Origin of the sequence: Parabacteroides chongii (assembly GCF_029581355.1) — a bacterium.
In the GTDB taxonomy this organism is placed as follows: Bacteria; Bacteroidota; Bacteroidia; order Bacteroidales; family Tannerellaceae; genus Parabacteroides; species Parabacteroides chongii.
This window is the reverse complement of record NZ_CP120849.1, coordinates 185,662-203,470: the sequence shown is the minus strand read 5'-3', so window position 1 is coordinate 203,470 and position 17,809 is coordinate 185,662. Positions and strand designations below refer to the sequence as shown.

Here is a 17,809-nt window from a genome sequence, read left to right as displayed (position 1 = left end):
GTGCCTTGATTATGATTGTTTAAGTGGCAAATGTATCAATCCGTTGATAGTTCTGCAATGGGTGGACTCAAATATTGACGATTTGGTACTCTATTCGGACTTTATGAAACAAGGGCGATTCCGTTGTGTCTTGTATTGCCTGGGGGTAAGTCCGGTTACCAGGCGGAACTGGCGGAAGAAGGTGGTTCGTGAGGGGAAGCCGGAAAGCACGTATAGTTCATCCATACTTTTGTCCGGGAAAAGTTCAGTTTGTTGGATCAGGTCGTTCACCCGGTATTCGGCTAACCAGTAGCTGAAACCGTTGGGTGTTTCCCGGTTGATTAAAGAGGATAGCTGGGAACGGTTTGTTGCGGCTAGTTGTGCCAGAGTTACCAGGTCGAATGACGGATCGCGGTAAGGTTTCCGGGTATCCATCAGATGGAGTATGCGGAGGAAGAGCTGGGATGGCTGCCTTACTTCTATAACAGGTATTTCCGGTGCTTCCGGTTCATTACTTTTCTCCGAGGTCGGTTCAACGGGTAGGGGTAGTATGCCGGGGGGGAGAATATCCTCGGTTTCATGCGCCTGCAACCAGATAGTATGCTGTTCCATCAATACCTCGTATAACTGGCGAAGCCGCCGCTGATGGCGCTGCCATGCCAGCAGACCGGCAATGATCACTATCAGCAGGCAACTTATGATAGCATAAAGCAGATATTGTATTTGCCGGGTATGGACGGCTGCCTTTTCCAGCTCGACCAGGTTACTGCTGAGCATGGTGTTTCGTCGTAATTCGTGCTTATAGTTTATAAAAGATATACTACCCCGTTTGATTTCTGTATGTTGAATAGAATCGAGTGTTTGTAGACAGCGGGTGGCAGCCTGCAATTGTCCTGTTGCCTCATAGCATTCGCTTAAGAGGTGTAAACAGTTTGGTAACAATAATGTATCGTTGTATAGATTGTTTTTAGAAGTATATAATATTGGGTACTTGTGCGGTTGTAACTCTTCCAGATGTCTGATCGCCCAGTCTGTTTGTCCTTGTTGATGATGCAAAAGAGCGGCATGGTAGATTGTCTGTATTTGTTGTTTGCTGTATGTTGCGGAGCCTTTTTGTTTATGGACGGTTTCTATTTGTTCAGTTGCTTTGGCATACCAGTCGAGTGCCTCCTTCTTGCGGTTGGTATGAAGGAGTACCTGACCGTGGAAGTCGAAATAGGGCGTGTTACTTTTCGTTACTTTTTCAGGGAATACGATCCGGATACTGTCCGTGTATAGCTGCGCTTCGGAGTAGGCTTCCACCTTCAGAAGCGACTGGCACATCTGTAAATACCAGGCATATACCGACTTTACATGCGGGCGAGCTTTCTTGAGCCAGTAAAGAGCCTGTTGCCATTCGCCTTGTTTCTGGTAGTAGACAGCCATACCCATATAATAAAATCCCATATCTTTGAGGTGGTGGAGGGAAGGAGGCAATTGCTCTTGTTGCCTGATGACATGGAGCATGCGGGTCGTATCTCCGTTGCCCTGAGCCAGCAGGAAGATCTGTATCCGGGCAGTGCATAAAAGCGTATCATTACCTATACGGAGAGCTAAATCATCTACTTTGTCAGCTATTCGTGTTGCTTGCGGAATATTATATCCATTAAATAGATATAGTTGCAATAGTTTGAGCCGTAGTTGTTGAGTAGGAGTGAAGTTGTAAAGCTGTTCAGCTTCCAGAAGATTGGAATAACGGCTGATAAGGAAAGTATCTGCGGGATATTTATTACGGGAATTATAGTTTTCTTCTTTTTGAAGAAAACGTTCCCCTTCTTCTGCCGATCGTCGTGGGTGGCAGGCACAAAGAAGGCTTATAAGCAGCAGGAGTAATATGCAGTGACCGTATTTCATCATCGCAAATATAAGCATTATATCTAAATCAGCACGCCTGTGTTAACAGAGGGAATACAGGCGTGCTATATAACGTAACATTATAAAATGCCTGCCGCTTAAAACAGAATATCGACCTCCATATTACTGATCCATTCCACAGGACGCCCTGCTGCTTTGTTGCAGGTGACGGCGAATTTCAAAGGTAGAATGATCCCCAAAGGGATACGTAGCCATCCCGGCATATTGAATTCATGTAGTCCTATCAACGATCCCAACTGTATACCGGCAGAAGGCGCTACCAGAAAACGAGTTTCATTATTACGACGGTCGGCACCCATTTCCATATAGCCATATAGACCGAGGAAACGGCGGGGAGAAACAAATATATCAGCGGCATAGTTTACACCCGCCTTGATGTTCCAGTTTTTCATCATATAAGAGCTAGTGGGGGCATGCATATAATAGCCGGATATTGTTGGGTTGATCCATTGGGCGACATCGCCTGGTTTCATGACCATCGTTGTTCCGTTCCCGAATTTGTGCCAGTTGAACATACTGGCGTTCAGGCGTGCTCCGTACGCCATTACCCCCTGTCGGTTTACATGGATTGGCACACCGATAAGGAACATGAATGAGTTGGCTACCCTGGAGCGGATGAAGTTACGGGTGAAAGGCTCTTGTACTATCAGTTGCAATTCCTCTTTGCGTTGGTCTGTCAGATCGTTTATCGGAAGGCTGTTGATATCCGTACCGAACGGGAGTGGGAACTGGCGCACAACCGGGAAGTTGGCATATATAAAATCGGGCAGCTCTTTACCGTTTGCGGGTAGTTTTTCCAGTATGTTATAGCTATTCCCCGAAGATGCTTTATGATATGCCATCCATACTTCCGTCAACGACTGGCAGGTAGCGGTAACTACCTGATAGAACACTTGTGTTTCACGTTCATAGCTGTCACCCTTATCCAGCGTATAAGCATGCCGTTTGGTAACGCGGATATTCAGGTAGTCATCCGCATTCCTATAGTTCATAGGATTCTGGTTCAGTCGCTTATCACCGTAGGCCGACCAGGTTTCACCCTTCATATTGGCAGTTTGTACGGGAATTGTATTGTAGAAGTCGTGCAAGCTCTTATTATTGGAGACAGCCGATGCCGAGAAGCCGCGGCGCACCATCTGGTGGCCCGATGCGAACGAGTCCTGTAGGAAGTGTTCGGCAAAGGCTTCATAGAGGGTAGCATAGAACATAAGGTCGTTCGAGGCTGTTCGGTTGCCTGCGTATAACTGTTTGCCTGCTTCTTCTGCGAGGTAAGCGGCAAAGATATGTATGCAGAAGTACTTCGAGAGCGAAGGTAGATGGTTTAGCCTGGAGAAGACATCGTTCACCTCCGAAGGTTTCCGTAACCGGCGGATCAGTTCCGGGTCTATCATACGGAGGTGTTCGTTCAGCCCTTTCCCATACGCGTAGAAGTGAGAGAGGTCTTTAATGGCAAGCAGGCCGTAAGCCAGGTTGATATCGAGTAATTCTTTGCTGGAAGCACCGGTCAGGAACTCGTTCATGGCCTTGAATTCAAGAGCCAGTGTCCGGTTCGTCTTGGAGAAATGGGTTTGCAGACCGGTTTCGAGCAAGAGAGGGTTTTCAACATGGTCGCCTGCCAGTCCGCACAGCGTACCGTAGGTTACGATGTTGGGTAACTGTGTCAGCTCGTTCATGGCATAGGCATTCGTTCCTTCCATGTGCGACATGTTCAATATGGAAAGTATAGCCTTGTCTGCTTCCGCTTCATTGGCAAAAATACCTTCTTCGGCCAGTCGTGCGGGCAACAGGCTCATGGCACGGTCACCTATCTTACGGTGTTCGGCGAAATCCCATGCGAAGCAGGGCATCTGAAGGAGTGAAAGGACGGTAATTGCCAGTAACGGTAATTTTCGGCGGATTTTGTCCGGGTAATGTGTATTCATACTAATGCTGGGTGTTTGTCTGATTTTGCAGTAAATGTATTACAGAAGAGATTGATAAGCAATAGAGGAGGTGAAGTTTGAACGATCTGGTACTTTGTTCGGATGATTTGGTATAGGGCGGTATTCAGTTGTCTTTTTCTTTAGTGGAATAGCTCCAGGGTAAACTTCACCCCTATACTGTGGTAGTGCCCCCGTTCGAATCCGGCAAAGATACCTACATTAAACAGGTCGCTGCCCACACCGTATCCCAGCTCGGTGTAGCAGGGAAGATCCGGTGTCCAGAGTTGACTGAAATAGAGGCGTTCGGAAACGACATACCGGACATGTCTGGTTTTTATCAGCTGAAACAGGAGCAACGGACTTTCGAACATCAGGTGACACTGGGCATAGCTGTCGGATATGTTGTAGTGTATGCCTGGCAATTGATAGAATACACCACCGAAGCTATCGTTCCACGACTCGGGAAAATAATGCCGGGTGAAGTACCGGAAGTCCGCGAAATAGAGTGCTTTCCGGTTGAAGTATCCCCCGCCGCTCAGGTGATAGTTGAATCGTTGCGACAGGCCGATACGGATACTTTGGTGCATATCGGCTTCTACCCGTCCGTAATTACCCGCGTTGCGACCTGTCCCGGGGATGGCCTGCACCACCTCGATGGAGAAGGTCGGGTAACGAGAGTAGAGATACTCTTTCCGATAACCATCCATCCAGTAATATTGCCGGGGGGTATACGTCAGGCCGACCGCCGGTGTGAAGTCGTGAAAGGCATGCTTATTTTTCTCCGCCGGTATTCTCCGGTGAAAGGAGAGACCGGCAGCCAGTTTCAGCCCGTTTGCCAGCTCGATATTATTCCTGAGCTCTATGTAATAATGCCTGAATTTGTTGTGCAGGTTTTCGGTAGTCAGAAAAGAGCTGTCCTGTAGTTGTTGCCCGATCCGTTGTATCACGCCGGCAGGGTAACTCGGGTTGTCGTTGGCGGCGGTCAGGCTGAGAATACCTTGCCGCTCGGGAAGGTACTCCCAATCCCCCGCCAGTTTGAAGAATAGCTGTCGTCGCTTGAACAGATAACCCAGTTCGGGACGGAAGCGCAGTTGGCGGTCACGGTCGAAGGTCTTGCTGATACGTAATCGTTGATGGTAAGTGAAGCCGTTGTTTCCCGAATACCCCAGCTGGAAAGGGTTGAGCAGGCCCGAGTATTTGACACGAGTGGTTTTGTAGTCGAGGTTCATAGTATTTGTCAGCCGTTCGGTGATTTTCAGGTAAGGAGTGAAGTTGTTGGTGTTGGTCACAGGCTGTTGGGGTGTAAGGTGGTAGACCTGTAATTCATCGGGTGTAAGACCTGTATTGCGTTTGGCCTGCCAGTAAGCCGTATCGTGGATGACAGGTATCGTGTCGGACGACAGGCTGAAGTAGCGTGTCTGGTCAAGCGGTTTCCGCTGAGGTGGTTCGTTGTTCTCCTCTATCCAGGTGACCGATTTGTAACGGTAAGTCGCATGGTAGTAGTTTGCCAGCTTGTTACCCACTGCGTGGAAACGGACTTTCAGGTTCGCTTCTTCCGGTAGGAGGAAGTAGCGACGGTCACGGTTGAAACGCATCCGGAGGGTGAACTCCGAGAGAGTGGAGTGTCCGTTCATCTCCGCCCGGTCTATTGTCCAGCTTCCGTCTACGATGTAGAGATGTCCGTCCAGCAGTTTCTGACTCCACTGCTTCGGGGTGAAACGAATGGTATAAATGCGGATGCCGGCCGTATCCTCCACATTCTCCAGGCTGAAGTTGTAGTAACGGAAAGCTTCCCGGGCAACAGGCATGATGATCCCTTTATTATAAATGGTAGGCGAGTAAATGTTCATGTTGATGAACGACAGTACCTCCTTTTGTTTGGCAGTTCTGACCGGACGGTTACTGTTCATCGCCTCGATATTATGACGGTAATTATTGGGAGCATCGTACCGGAAGTTGCTCACCATTTCGAAAACTGTCTCTTTTGGGTTAGATTCGACCGGAAAGATCAGGTTGGAAAAGTGGATAAGGATATTCTTTTTTTGTACCGCTGTGTACCCTTTCACATATACTTCGGTTTCATAGGATGCCACCGCATTTTCGTAAGCGGTGGCATTGGCTATTACGAGATGCATAACGGAATCGGCACGGTTACTTTCTCTTATCTGTTTGGCCTGCGACGGTAGGGTAAGGAGGAGCAGACTACAATATATAGATATTCGGAGAAGAGTGCGTGGTGAAAAGAAACATATAAAAAGCAACAGGAAATGATATGTATACAATGTAGTATAAATTATAAATGATTTGGGGTCGTTCTTTCTTCTTGCATTTTGAGATATTCTCTAGGTGTCAGTCCGGTAACAAGATGAAATTGGCGATAAAAGGACGTTCGGGAGGTAAATCCTGACTTTGGATATAGTTCGTCAATACTTTTATCAGGGGTACAACGAATTGTTTCCAACAGGTGGTTTACCCGGTAAGTTGCTAGCCATTTATTGAAATTCATCTGCGATTGGCTATTCAGAGTCGTTGAGAGGAGCGTGCGGTTTGTTCCGATAAGACGTACCAGTTTCCTTAAGGTCAACCCAGGGTCGAGGTATGGCTTTTCATTTTCCATAACATTTAATATATGTGCATACAAGCGTTGCATCACAAAGAGTGAATTCGTCTTTTTGTCCATAGTTTATTAAGTGCTTATCAATGTATCATACAAATTTCACTCTTCAAAGGTATGAACACCCGAAGCAAGTTTCCTAAGGTGTCTGTGAGATACGGACGATATGGAACTAATTATGAACGATGTGGTACTTCTGTGCCGGGAGGGGAAGTGTCAGATCCAGACGATAAGCGAAAAAGTAATGCCTCCACCAGTTTTATCCGTCCGGTAATTGGTTTTATTTCGGATGATCTGTTCAATCTCCGCCTGTATGCGTAATCCTCCGTCTGTTTTGTCTATCAGTGGGCGACGGTATTCCATCAACATACCTAGTTGTAAACGTGTAGCGGTGAGGGCGGCGAAACGGGAACTGACACGTTCGTAATTGCGGAGGGTTCCCATTTCAACTTCGGCTTTATTTTCTTCTCGGGTGATGTGTTCTTCTGTACCGTAGCCTGTCTGTAAGGATACGGATGGGCGTACCATCAGATGTCTTGCATGCGGTAGGTCGAGATGGCGGAGGAAGGCTGTTTCGATCCGGATGGTGCCGGTAAGTTGGGAGATCGTGTAAGGATAACTGTAATATTTGTCACGGAGATCCATCAGGGAGGCTGTCAGTTGCCAGGCGCGGGAAGGACCGTCCGGAGTGTAATCGTGTGCCAGTTCATAACCGACCGATACTTTTGCCGTATGGCGTGCGGCGAAACGAAGCAGGGTCGATGATTGCAGGATACGATCGGATCGGGTACGTTGCAGGGAAAGAGCAGGGGTAAGGAGATGGACCCATCGTCCGTGAGGTATCGCCAGTCTACTGTGGTAACCAAATGTAATGGCCTGCTCTTTCCAACCGTACAGGAAGGACGTATAATCAGGACTTATACTGCGGCATTCATATCCGGCATTCAGCTCGTTGAACCATTTCCGATTGGCTTGTATCCATTCCGCTTGTAAAGCAGCTTGCCCTCCATTGGTTATGCTGCGATATTGACCTGTGCTCTTTGTAGAACTTCCGGATGTTCCCTTGGTTCCGAAACTGAATTCTGTCATAGGAATGAAATAACCCGACGGGAAAGTGTAGAGGCGTTTATTGTTATCACTACCGGAGCTGAATGATTCTGTCCGGTGTTCAAAAGAGGCTGAAAGACCGGTACGGATGGATTGCACGGTATAGATCAGGCCGATCGAGAAGGTGGTTATATATGCATTGCCGCTGTATCGTCCTTCCGGTGAGGCATCTTTGTTCTTGGTTGCAGTGTAGGCACCGCTCAGCCCAGCCAGGAGTCGGGAGGAGAAGGCATAAGCTGCCTTTCCGTAGATGCTGTATTGCTCGAAGTGGTGTGGAACACTCAAGGAGTCGCCTGCCGTAACCAAGCTGCCGGGGTATACGAGGTAGTTCCAGCTTTGTCCTTTCAGGCGATCTTGTTGCCAACCCATACCTCCACAGAGTTGTAACTTGCCTAATCGTTTGTAACCTTCTGCCGTTCCACCGTATTGCATGGTCTTGTCTGGTTGATCGACAGCTGCAAGTACATGATGTCGATTGCTGTATATGATCCGGGTTTCCAACAAACTGTCGATGGGTGTATACTGGATTCCTGCCGGGTTGAGAGAGCTTTCCCAGGAGTTGAAATGTTTGCGGTAGCTGATGCCTGTGCAAGTAATTTCAGATAATTCAGATTGTTCGGTCGAATTGTCTTGTCCTCTTGCCTTAAATAGTGAGGCTATAGTAAGCAGGCAATAAAATAGTAGTTTATGTAGTTGTCTGATCGTCATCGTAAAAAGTTGTTACTTAGTTTGTACCGGAATTGTCTTTCATACTTGGTTGTTGCCGACTGAAGTCACGAGAGGTTCCTCTTCCCGTTTCCCAAACGGTACGGTTTCCCTCTTTCCGGTGCTCTCTTCGCCAGGCAAAACCGCTACCGGTAGGGCCGGCCAAGCCGGGGGACGGATCCATCGTGAGGGGGATACGACTGTTGGCTGTCTGTACCGCAGAGGTGACGAAGTTGGCGACATCGATTACCCATTCGGCTGGGATATATAAATATTGTAACTTGGAGGTAGTCTCCGGCTCAGTTCCTATGTGACTGTTGTCGGCAACCCAGGCGGTCATATCACTTTGGGGCAGGAAGAGCAGTATGGTCGGACCACTGACTGTCAGGGCATATACTTTTGCACTACCATGCCAGACCAGATTCAGAGGGCGTACACCGGCGGTGATTTGGCTCGAGGTCAAGGCGGCGTTCCAAAAAGCCCATTCTACATGCGAGAGATCCAGTGATGCGGCAACACCTGCCGGACCGGAAGTATGGTCGACTGCATTTGTAGCGATAATTTGTCGCTGACCGGGTTCGAGCGGATTGTCGGTACCGTTGCCGGGGAACTGCCAGCACATCATCGCGAGAGGAATCTCCTTCATGTCAGTCAATTGCATCCAGCTTGACGGTTTTGCTGTCGTGTAAGGAGCGGCCTGAGCGATACAGAGGCCATCGAGGTAAACGGTCTGGTCGGAGTTATTTGCAATCGCCAGATACTGATCGGAAGTATAATGGGTTTTATCGTCAATTCGCATACAACCGCTGAAATAGAGTTCTTCTATCACCAGCTGTGGGGCGGTAGTCTGGGAAACTGGTAGTTCCAGATATAGATCCTGGTTTCCAGGCTCTACCGTGAGACTTGCCAATCCTCCACTGAGGTTATAGGTAGTCATGCCTTTTGTCAATCGGTGGGAGAAACTGACGGAACAGATTCCCGGAGAGATCTTAATATCTGCTTTCCCGTCGATGTCGGTCGCTTGCGTGTATGAGTTGCCGATGGTTTGGTTTTTTATGACGATCGGGATATTATTGAGCGGAAATTCCGGAGTATTGTCCGTTGTCACGAGGCGGATGTGTATGACCCGGCTATCGAAAGGGGCTTCCGAACATCCTGCTGTAAGCAGTAGGAAAAGCAGGCATAGTTTTATGTATTTGAGTTGTGTTGTCATATCTCTATATTTATAGTTTTATTTGCATTTCCAATCCGAAGAAAGGAGAAGGATTTTGGCGCAGATAATTTCCCGTGCTAGCAACGAGGCGCACCGGGCGCATATCCCCAAGGTTGTTGGAGAAGAAAGACAGGGTGACATAGCGGCTGAACTCTTTGCTGACACGGAGGTTGATCAAACCGTAGGGTTTGTATGCATCCTGTAAAAAATCATTGGGATTACCGATTATGAGTAATTTAGAGAAATCGGGATCGGCTTTCTCTGTTTCGGTGAACGGGTGGCGGATACCGTCCGCTCCGCACCAGTAGACGGGCCAGATTTCTGTTTCGTTTCCATCGTTGTAGTACCATCGGGAACGTTGCATCCAAACCATTTGCAGGGTAAGTGTCGTCACCAGCCCAATACGGGGTATGCGGGTAATGAAACGGCAATTGGTGCTGAGTTGCTCAGTGATCAACTTATTACCTCTGGAGTTGTATCCTTTATCATAATAGCCGACATATGCATAACTTTCTCCGTTAATCTCGCCTGATTCGGTATGGGCCGTCAACAGGTCGGTTTTGTTGCTGATACGGAGCCATTGCGCGTCTATAACCAGAGAGGTAAGCAGGGGATGGAACGTACCGAAGTCGGCGGTCATTTCGACACCATGCTTGGTTGTTGTCTCTGCATTTACTGGGGTGCTGACGGCTGTAAAGCTGTGTCGGTTCCGGTAGGGAACCGGTTGCCCGTTTACCCATACCTGCCCGTTACGGTATTCGGGATGAAGTCCTGTTTCGCTTTGGTATTCATACGCCCGGTACGTATAAGGTCGGTAATCGGTCATAAAGGTGAAACCTCCTGTTTTCCGCTCATAGAAACCTGTCAGGTCGAGATTTACCAGGGGAGATCCGAGAATGAAACCGGTCTCGAATTTCCGGTTGATCGTGGGGCGGAGACTGGTGTTTTTTCTATCATCCGATACATGGGTATAGACAATGGCGAGTGAGTTGCCTTCCTTTGGATCGTTATAGTAAAAACTTGTACGGTCGTTGTAAACCGGCGAGGGATAGAGCATTTCGTTGGTTGGCATATATCCCATCAGTCCGGCGCCCCCTTTCAGTCGTAGTTGGTAGCGGGATGAAGAAAAGGCTGTCCACGATAGGTTGAGGCGGGGTTCGACACTTCCCAGCCAGCCGTAATCCTTGCACCCGAGGCCGTGGTAACGTATTCCGGCCTGTACCGTTGCATAAGGTCCGTGGAAGACTGCTTCAGCAAAAGCCGCACCGCTATGCAAGAAAGGTATTTCTTTATAGGAACGGGGACGGGGGGAGTCGCTCGGCGGGCGTTCGAAGTCGAATTGTAATCCGTTACCTCGGTTACCTTCGCTGCGCCAAGTGATTCCGGTGCTTAGCTCTATCCGGCTTCCGGATGAAGGCAAAGGACGTTGTGTGATGGCATGTATTTCCATTTCGGTATAGACCGGTAGCCCTTCGCGTAGTTCGCGACAGATGTAACGGGCAGGCAATACCTGTGCTACGCTTTCACCAGTGACGGTCGAGTGGGTGTAGACTTGCTGGGCAAACGGTACGTAATATTTGTCCTCCACCGTTTTAGAGGCAGAGAAGTCGGCACGGAATGAAAGACTTTCGAGTAATGGTTTACCGGGTTTCCATTCTCCGTTGAAGGTCAACCGGTGGTTTTGCAATTTTTGTCGGATATGGTTTTCTTCGCTGGCATAGCTTTTTAGATTACCTATTCTTACGTAATAATCGAATCGTGCTGTTAGCGGATGACCTCCCGGTTGCCAGTGGTAGGTATTAGCCAAACGAAGCCCTCCGGTGTGGAAATTACCTTGTGCAGTATAGTCGGCCAGCAGGTTCAACGTGTGTCCGGGAGGAGAAATGACGAAGCCTTTTCCTGCTGTGTATTGCTTCATGTTTGGGTTGTAGCGTATACCGGCAGTAAGAGGCATTTTACCACTACGGGTTTTTAGCAACAACATTCCATTGGTGAGATTTCCGTAACGGGCCGAGGGAATACCACGGACAACCTCTGCCTGCTCTACTTCATTCATGGAAAGGAAACGGGTATCTGCACCGCTGAACGGATTTCCAATGTCCGTATTGCTATGTAGTGGTGAACCGTCAAGCACGATCTGTACCTGTTCAGCATCCTGAGGGTACAGGTTATTCAGTCCATTGTTCAGTGTAATTTCCCTGATTGCAAAGTATTGAGGTTGACCAAAAGAAGAATTGATCGTCAGTCCTCCCGGTAGGAGCTGCATCAGGTCAGCGGCGCTGAAAGGTTGTACATGTTCTATGGCAGAGGAAGGCAACAACGACACACTTCCCACTCCTTTCCCTTCAATGGCGGTCACTACAACGTCAGGTAGGTGGAAAGAGAGTGTGTCGACAGGTTGTGACAGACGAGATTCCTCACTATATCCCGGCGTATAAGAAATAAGTAATAATAAACCGGACAAGACGAACCGGTAGAATATCATGTGGGATGTCTGCATATAATAATCCATATCTTTACTAGTGTCCTCGGGATAGCAAATATATGGATAGAAATTGAGATATGATGTTAGTCGTAAGATAAAAGTAAATCTCCCTTAGCTGGAAGAGGAAATAGTCCGGGTAAGGGAGAAGTTGTCGTATTGATCTGAGGAAAGGTATTTCTAGGTTCAGGATTTCCTTATCTGTCCGTCTCCTTCGATAATATACTTATAGGTAGTCAATTCCGGTAAAGCCATCGGTCCGCGGGCATGTAGTTTTTGCGTACTGATACCGATTTCTGCCCCGAAACCGAACTGTGCGCCGTCAGTGAAAGCGGTCGATACGTTGGCATAGACACAGGCTGCATCTACCTGTTGCTGGAACAGGCGGATAGCTTCGAATGATTCGCTGACGATACTTTCACTATGTTTGGAACTGTAACGGGCGATATGTTCCAGTGCTTCTTCAAGCGATGCTACGGTACGGATACTCATTTTGTAGTCGAGGAATTCGGTACCGAAGCTGTCTTCGTTGGCAGGTTGCAGCAGTGCTGACGGATATTGTTCCGACAAAGCGGTGAAAGCCTGCTCATCCGCATAGATCGTGACATTGCTATCTTTCAGTTTATCGCAGATAAAGGAAAGATCGTTGAGCCGTTCCTGATGGATGATCAGACAGTCCAATGCATTGCAAACGCTTACCCGGCGGGTCTTGGCGTTGTTCACGATAGCCTGTCCCTTTTCTTTGTCCCCATCCTTGTCAAAATAGGTATGGCAGATACCGGCTCCTGTTTCGATAACCGGCACGCGGGCATTGTCGCGTACGAAATTGATCAGCGAACTGCTGCCACGGGGAATGATAAGGTCTACCAGGCCGACGGCATTCAATAATTCCGTAGTCGCTTCCCGTTCGGGAGGCAATAAAGTACAAACGGCCGGGTTGATACCGTGGCGTTCCAATACGGAATGGATGATAGCAACCAGTGCACGATTGGAGTCGTCGGCATCCGAACCACCTTTTAGTACACAGGCGTTTGCGCTTTTGAAACATAAAGAGAATACATCGAAAGTGACGTTCGGACGTGCTTCGTAGATAACGCCTATCACTCCGAATGGTACCGATACTTTACGGATCACCATGCCGTTCGGACGGGTAGCTTTACTAATCACTTTACCGAGCGGAGAGGGGAGTGAGGCTACATTCCGCATGTCTCCGGCAATGCCAGCCAGACGGTCGGCTGTCAGTTTCAGACGGTCGTATTTGGGGTTGGTGGGGTCCATACGGGCGAGGTCTTTCTCGTTTGCCGTAAGAACTTCTGCTTGCCTGTTTATCAGCTCGTCTGCTGTATCAGTCAGTATACGGTTTATCGCTTCGTCACTTAACGTGATAAGTTGACGGGATGCTGTAACGCTTTGCTTTAATAAGTGATTGATTACCATGTCATGTTTATTAACCGGTTGTAACTTTTCCCCTCTTGAGAGGGGAAAGGGGGTGTGTAATATTTGTTTGTTTGCCTGAAAATAACACACCCCCCTACCCCCTCTCAAGAGGGGAAAGGTTACTTTCAGTCATAATCTGTTAATCCAGATATAAGTAATCGTAGTGAACAAGCGGTTTCAAATCGCGTTGACCGATCAGACCGGTAGCTTCCCGGCTATCGTATCCGGCACACCCGACACCGATCTGTACGCCTGCTTCATTGATGATCTTTACAATATCATTCTTCTCGAAGTCTCCGATGATAGCGGTGACACCTACCAGTAATAGGCTGGTGGCCTTGCTGCCGGTCAGGGCTTCTTCTGTTCCCCGATTGATATGTATCTCTCCTTTGGCAAAGCCTTCGGAGTGGGCGATCCATTTCTTAACACTGCTGACAGGTTTGGCTGCCGGTATAAAACGGGTGCATACAGTCTGACTACCTTTGGCCAGTAACGCAGGCAGGATATTCTCCTTTTTGCCGTTTGCAATGATCACGGTGATACCTTCGTCAGCTACTTTCTGTGCAATAGAACATTTGGTCAACATGCCGCCGCGTCCGAAAGAAGACTTGCTGGTCTGTACATATTCTGAAAGATCCTGTTTGCCACCGTCAATCTCCCGGATAACCGTTGCTGTCGGATCAGCCGGATTGCCATTGTAGATACCGTCGATATTACTCAGGATAATAAGCGCATCCATCCCCATCATAGTAGCGATCAGGCCGGACAATTCGTCATTATCGGTAAACATCAGTTCTGTAACGGATATTGTATCGTTTTCGTTTACAATGGGTATCACTTTATTGTCAAGCATTACCTCCATGCAATGTTTCTGGTTGAGGTAATGCGTGCGGCTGCCAAAGTTCTCCTTTGTCGTGAGAACCTGGCCGCAAGCGATCTTATGTTCGCGGAATAACTCGAAGTAACGATTGATCAATTTAGCCTGTCCTACTGCTGAATAGAGCTGGCGGGCAGAGACGGCATCGAGCTTCTTTCCGGGTTTCACTTCGCTTCTTCCGGAGGCTACTGCTCCGGAAGAAATCAAAACCACTTCTACCCCGTGTCTATGTAATTCCGCGACCTGATCGACTAATGCCGACATACGCGTGACATCGAGGGAACCGTCTTTTCTTGTCAGTACGTTACTTCCTATCTTTACTGCTATCCGTGTAAACTGATATGTCATTTTCGTGTAATCTTCTATTTCTTATCTTTATCCCTGATTTCCACACGACGGATCTTTCCGCTGATGGTTTTAGGCAATTCTTCGACAAATTCAACTACACGGGGATATTTATACGGAGCTGTAACACGTTTTACATGATCCTGTAACTCTTTGATCAATGCTTCGCCTGCCTTTTCCTTGTAATCCTTCGCCAGTACAATCGTCGCTTTTACCACCTGTCCGCGAATTTCGTCGGGTACCCCTGTAATCGCACATTCGACAACAGCCGGGTGTGTCATCAGTGCGCTTTCCACTTCGAACGGTCCGATACGGTAACCGGAACTTTTGATCACATCGTCGGCACGGCCGACAAACCACAGATAACCATCTTCATCACGCCAGGCAACGTCGCCTGTATAATACATGCCATCATGCCAGGCTTCGTGAGTCAGTTCGGCATCGCGGTAATATTCTTTGAACAGACCGATCGGTTTGCCTTGGGTCGTATGGATAACGATTTGTCCCTGCTCGCCGTCTTCTGCGCGACTTCCGTCCGGTCGGATCAGATCTACATCATATTGTGGGTTAGGTACACCCATAGAACCGGGTTTCGGTTCCATCCATGGGAATGTGGCAACTGTCAGTGTCGTTTCCGTCTGACCGAATCCTTCCATCAATTTGATGCCTGTCAGTTTATAGAATGCTTCAAATACGGCCGGGTTCAGTGCTTCGCCGGCAATCGTACAATATTGCAGGGAAGACAGATCGTACTTCGTCATGTCTTCGCGGATCAGAAAGCGGAAGATCGTAGGAGGTGCACACAAAGAGGTGATCTTGTAATCCTGGATCATCTGCAACATATCGGCAGGAGTGAATTTCTCATGATCGTAAACGAATACGGTCGCTCCGGCAATCCATTGTCCGTATAGTTTTCCCCAAACAGCTTTTCCCCAACCGGTATCGGCGATAGTCAGATGGAGGCTGTCACGATGCAGGTTGTGCCAGAAACTACCGGTTACGATATGTCCCAGCGGATAAGTGAAATCGTGTGCTACCATTTTCGGATTACCTGTCGTTCCGGATGTAAAATACATCAATGAAATATCATCATTACTGTTCGGATGAGACGGGCGAACGAATGGCGCAGCATTCTCGATCCCTTTATGGAAATCTTCGAAACCTTCCGGTATTTCCGGACCTACGGAAACTAATTTCTCAATAGTCGGAGATTCCGGCAGTGCATCGATAATATGTTTGGTGATAATATCTTCGCCGGCACAAACGATCATTTTTATATCGGCTGCATTATTGCGATAGACAATATCTTTTTTTGTTAACAAGTGAGTGGCCGGGATAACGACTGCCCCTAACTTGTGTAGTGCGATGATCGAAAACCAAAATTCGTAACGGCGTTTCAAGATCAGCATGACCATATCGCCATGTCCGATGCCTAAAGATTGAAAATAAGCAGCCGTCTGATCTGTATATTTTTTCAGGTCAGCGAAAGTGAAATCAATATGTTCGCCGTGGTCATTTGTCCAGCACAAAGCTTTTTTTCCCGGCTCTTCTGCGGCCCATGCATCTACAACGTCATATCCGAAATTGAAGTTTTCGGGTACTTTTATTTTGAAGTTATTTATAAAATCTTCCTGCGACGAAAAGCTCGTCTGATCTAAGAATCTTTCTAACATGACTTTTTGTATTTATAAAATGATAGCCAGGAAACTGACTTTTTCTCCGTCCAACGCTTTCATACCATGAGGCAGTTCGGAATTAAAATAGATACTGTCTCCTTCTTCCAGGATCAAATCTTTGTTATTGATCTGCAGGAGCATGCGGCCCTTTAATACCAGATTATATTCCTGCCCGGGATGCGAATTCAGATAGATAGGCTCATTTTCCGGTTTCGGATGAACGGTAACCATGAACGGGTCGGCTTTACGTCCGGCAAATCCGGCGGCCAGCGATTGGTATTTGTAGGCCTTGGTACGTTCAACAGCGATACCTTTTCCTTTGCGGGTAATAAAATAAGAACTCATTTTAGGTTCGTCACCAAACATCAAGGTAGTAAGTTCCACCCCGTATGCCTGTGAAATCTGATGTAAAAGGCTGACTGAAATATCGACTGTACCGCTTTCCAGTTCCAGGTATTGCTCTGTGGTCAGGTTACAGACCTTGGCGATCTCTTCAGGAGTAATCTCCAGTGCGTCCCGCAATCCCGCCAGACGCTCAGCTATCTGTTTTATCTGTTCGTTCATCTCCGTAGATTATTAATATATTTATGTTGGCCCAAAGTTATAAATAAAAAGCAAAATGACTACGAAAATATGGGATAGAATGATATTTAGATATTTTCTTTGGAAATAAAGATGTTAAATATTATATTTGTTTTAGTCATAGGGTATGAATTTATTATCGCTAAACCTAAATCTAATATTAGTATGTAGTGTTTACTATAAGCTATACTGGGTCTGCCCTTAAAATTTTCTGATTAACATGGTGAACATATGAATGAAAAAATAGAATTTCGTTTTTTGGAAATTAAAGTCTCAGACAACTATTTTTGTGTACTAATATTGAACTGGCATATACCGCAATATAAAATATCTGAGCCTTCAGACAATACAGAATACGTAGAAATATATAATAAGATTCATCGATATGTGGTGACAGAAAAGCATTTTCTGGATAAAGATATAAATGTAAATATTATTGTTCGTCAATGCGATGTCAAAAAGAAGTCATTGAATAAAATTCTTCGACTAAAAGATGATGTAGCTTTTCATGGATACATAAATAGGCAGCGCGTTATTTATGCATCCACTCTTTTATTGGATCCCTCTAATAAGTTGATTGAAGTCGTAGCATCAGAAGCCAGCTTTAATAATTCCCGGACATTCGTGCGTAATTTCAAGGCTGTGTATAATATGACGCCAAGCGAATACCGTCGTCGTAACGGGTTAAAGAATATTTGATTGACTGGTAAATTGTTCTTGGAACGGACAAAAACGGTTTTGTCTTATCTATGAAACGATTTTGTCGCTTGCACGCTTTGTTTTTCTTTGGCGGATGTCTTTTTTTGCTCTTTATTTGCATCAGAGAAATAGATGAAGCGAAAAAGGAGGTATAACGCATCTTAAATAGATAGGCATACCTTATCTATGAAGAAAGAAAGAAGAAGTGATTCTTCTTTCAGGTAGTCTGATAAAGACGTTTGTCGGACTACTTTTTC

Annotated in this window: 12 protein-coding genes; 1 reads left to right on the top strand and 11 read right to left on the bottom strand. The window is 47.0% G+C overall.

The window, feature by feature from the left end:
• Positions 1-90: 90 nt before the first annotated feature.
• The 11 genes from P3L47_RS00970 to P3L47_RS00920 form a co-directional block, all read right to left on the bottom strand.
• Positions 91-1,875 carry a helix-turn-helix domain-containing protein gene (locus tag P3L47_RS00970; RefSeq protein WP_242506907.1) on the bottom strand — a complete coding sequence of 595 codons (1,785 nt, stop codon included), beginning with the start codon at positions 1,873-1,875 and terminating at the stop codon, positions 91-93.
• Between the two features lie 95 nt (positions 1,876-1,970).
• A complete protein-coding gene (locus P3L47_RS00965; protein ID WP_277782426.1) occupies positions 1,971-3,815 on the bottom strand; it encodes a hypothetical protein in 1,845 nt (614 codons plus the stop codon).
• A gap of 140 nt (positions 3,816-3,955) precedes the next feature.
• The gene (locus P3L47_RS00960) at positions 3,956-5,950 is read right to left on the bottom strand and encodes a DUF5686 family protein (RefSeq protein ID WP_277782425.1); all 1,995 of its coding nucleotides are present in this window, start codon (positions 5,948-5,950) and stop codon (positions 3,956-3,958) included.
• 158 nt (positions 5,951-6,108) lie between these two features.
• A complete protein-coding gene (locus P3L47_RS00955; protein WP_075558709.1) occupies positions 6,109-6,495 on the bottom strand; it encodes a helix-turn-helix domain-containing protein in 387 nt (128 codons plus the stop codon).
• Positions 6,496-6,645: 150 nt separating this feature from the next.
• The gene (locus P3L47_RS00950) at positions 6,646-8,244 is read right to left on the bottom strand and encodes a DUF6850 family outer membrane beta-barrel protein (RefSeq protein ID WP_277782424.1); all 1,599 of its coding nucleotides are present in this window, start codon (positions 8,242-8,244) and stop codon (positions 6,646-6,648) included.
• Positions 8,245-8,260: 16 nt separating this feature from the next.
• Positions 8,261-9,454 (bottom strand): DUF4876 domain-containing protein, encoded by a 1,194-nt coding sequence (locus P3L47_RS00945; RefSeq protein WP_277782423.1) that lies wholly within the window; start codon positions 9,452-9,454, stop codon positions 8,261-8,263.
• 10 nt (positions 9,455-9,464) lie between these two features.
• Complete coding sequence (locus P3L47_RS00940; RefSeq protein ID WP_277782422.1) at positions 9,465-11,966, bottom strand: Plug domain-containing protein; 2,502 nt, start codon at positions 11,964-11,966, stop codon at positions 9,465-9,467.
• A 156-nt stretch (positions 11,967-12,122) separates the two neighbouring features.
• Positions 12,123-13,373, bottom strand: coding sequence for a glutamate-5-semialdehyde dehydrogenase (locus P3L47_RS00935; protein ID WP_277782421.1), 1,251 nt, complete (start codon positions 13,371-13,373; stop codon positions 12,123-12,125).
• Between the two features lie 139 nt (positions 13,374-13,512).
• Positions 13,513-14,598, bottom strand: a complete 1,086-nt coding sequence (proB, locus tag P3L47_RS00930; protein WP_122362378.1) for a glutamate 5-kinase — start codon at positions 14,596-14,598, stop codon at positions 13,513-13,515.
• A gap of 14 nt (positions 14,599-14,612) precedes the next feature.
• Complete coding sequence (locus P3L47_RS00925; RefSeq protein ID WP_122362377.1) at positions 14,613-16,268, bottom strand: AMP-binding protein; 1,656 nt, start codon at positions 16,266-16,268, stop codon at positions 14,613-14,615.
• Between the two features lie 12 nt (positions 16,269-16,280).
• Positions 16,281-16,835 (bottom strand): helix-turn-helix domain-containing protein, encoded by a 555-nt coding sequence (locus P3L47_RS00920; protein WP_075558702.1) that lies wholly within the window; start codon positions 16,833-16,835, stop codon positions 16,281-16,283.
• 249 nt (positions 16,836-17,084) lie between these two features.
• On the opposite strand from P3L47_RS00920, the gene P3L47_RS00915 reads away from it, so the two are divergent.
• Positions 17,085-17,552: a helix-turn-helix domain-containing protein gene (locus tag P3L47_RS00915; RefSeq protein ID WP_277782420.1), complete on the top strand. Its 468-nt coding sequence runs from the start codon at positions 17,085-17,087 to the stop codon at positions 17,550-17,552.
• Positions 17,553-17,809: the final 257 nt, after the last annotated feature.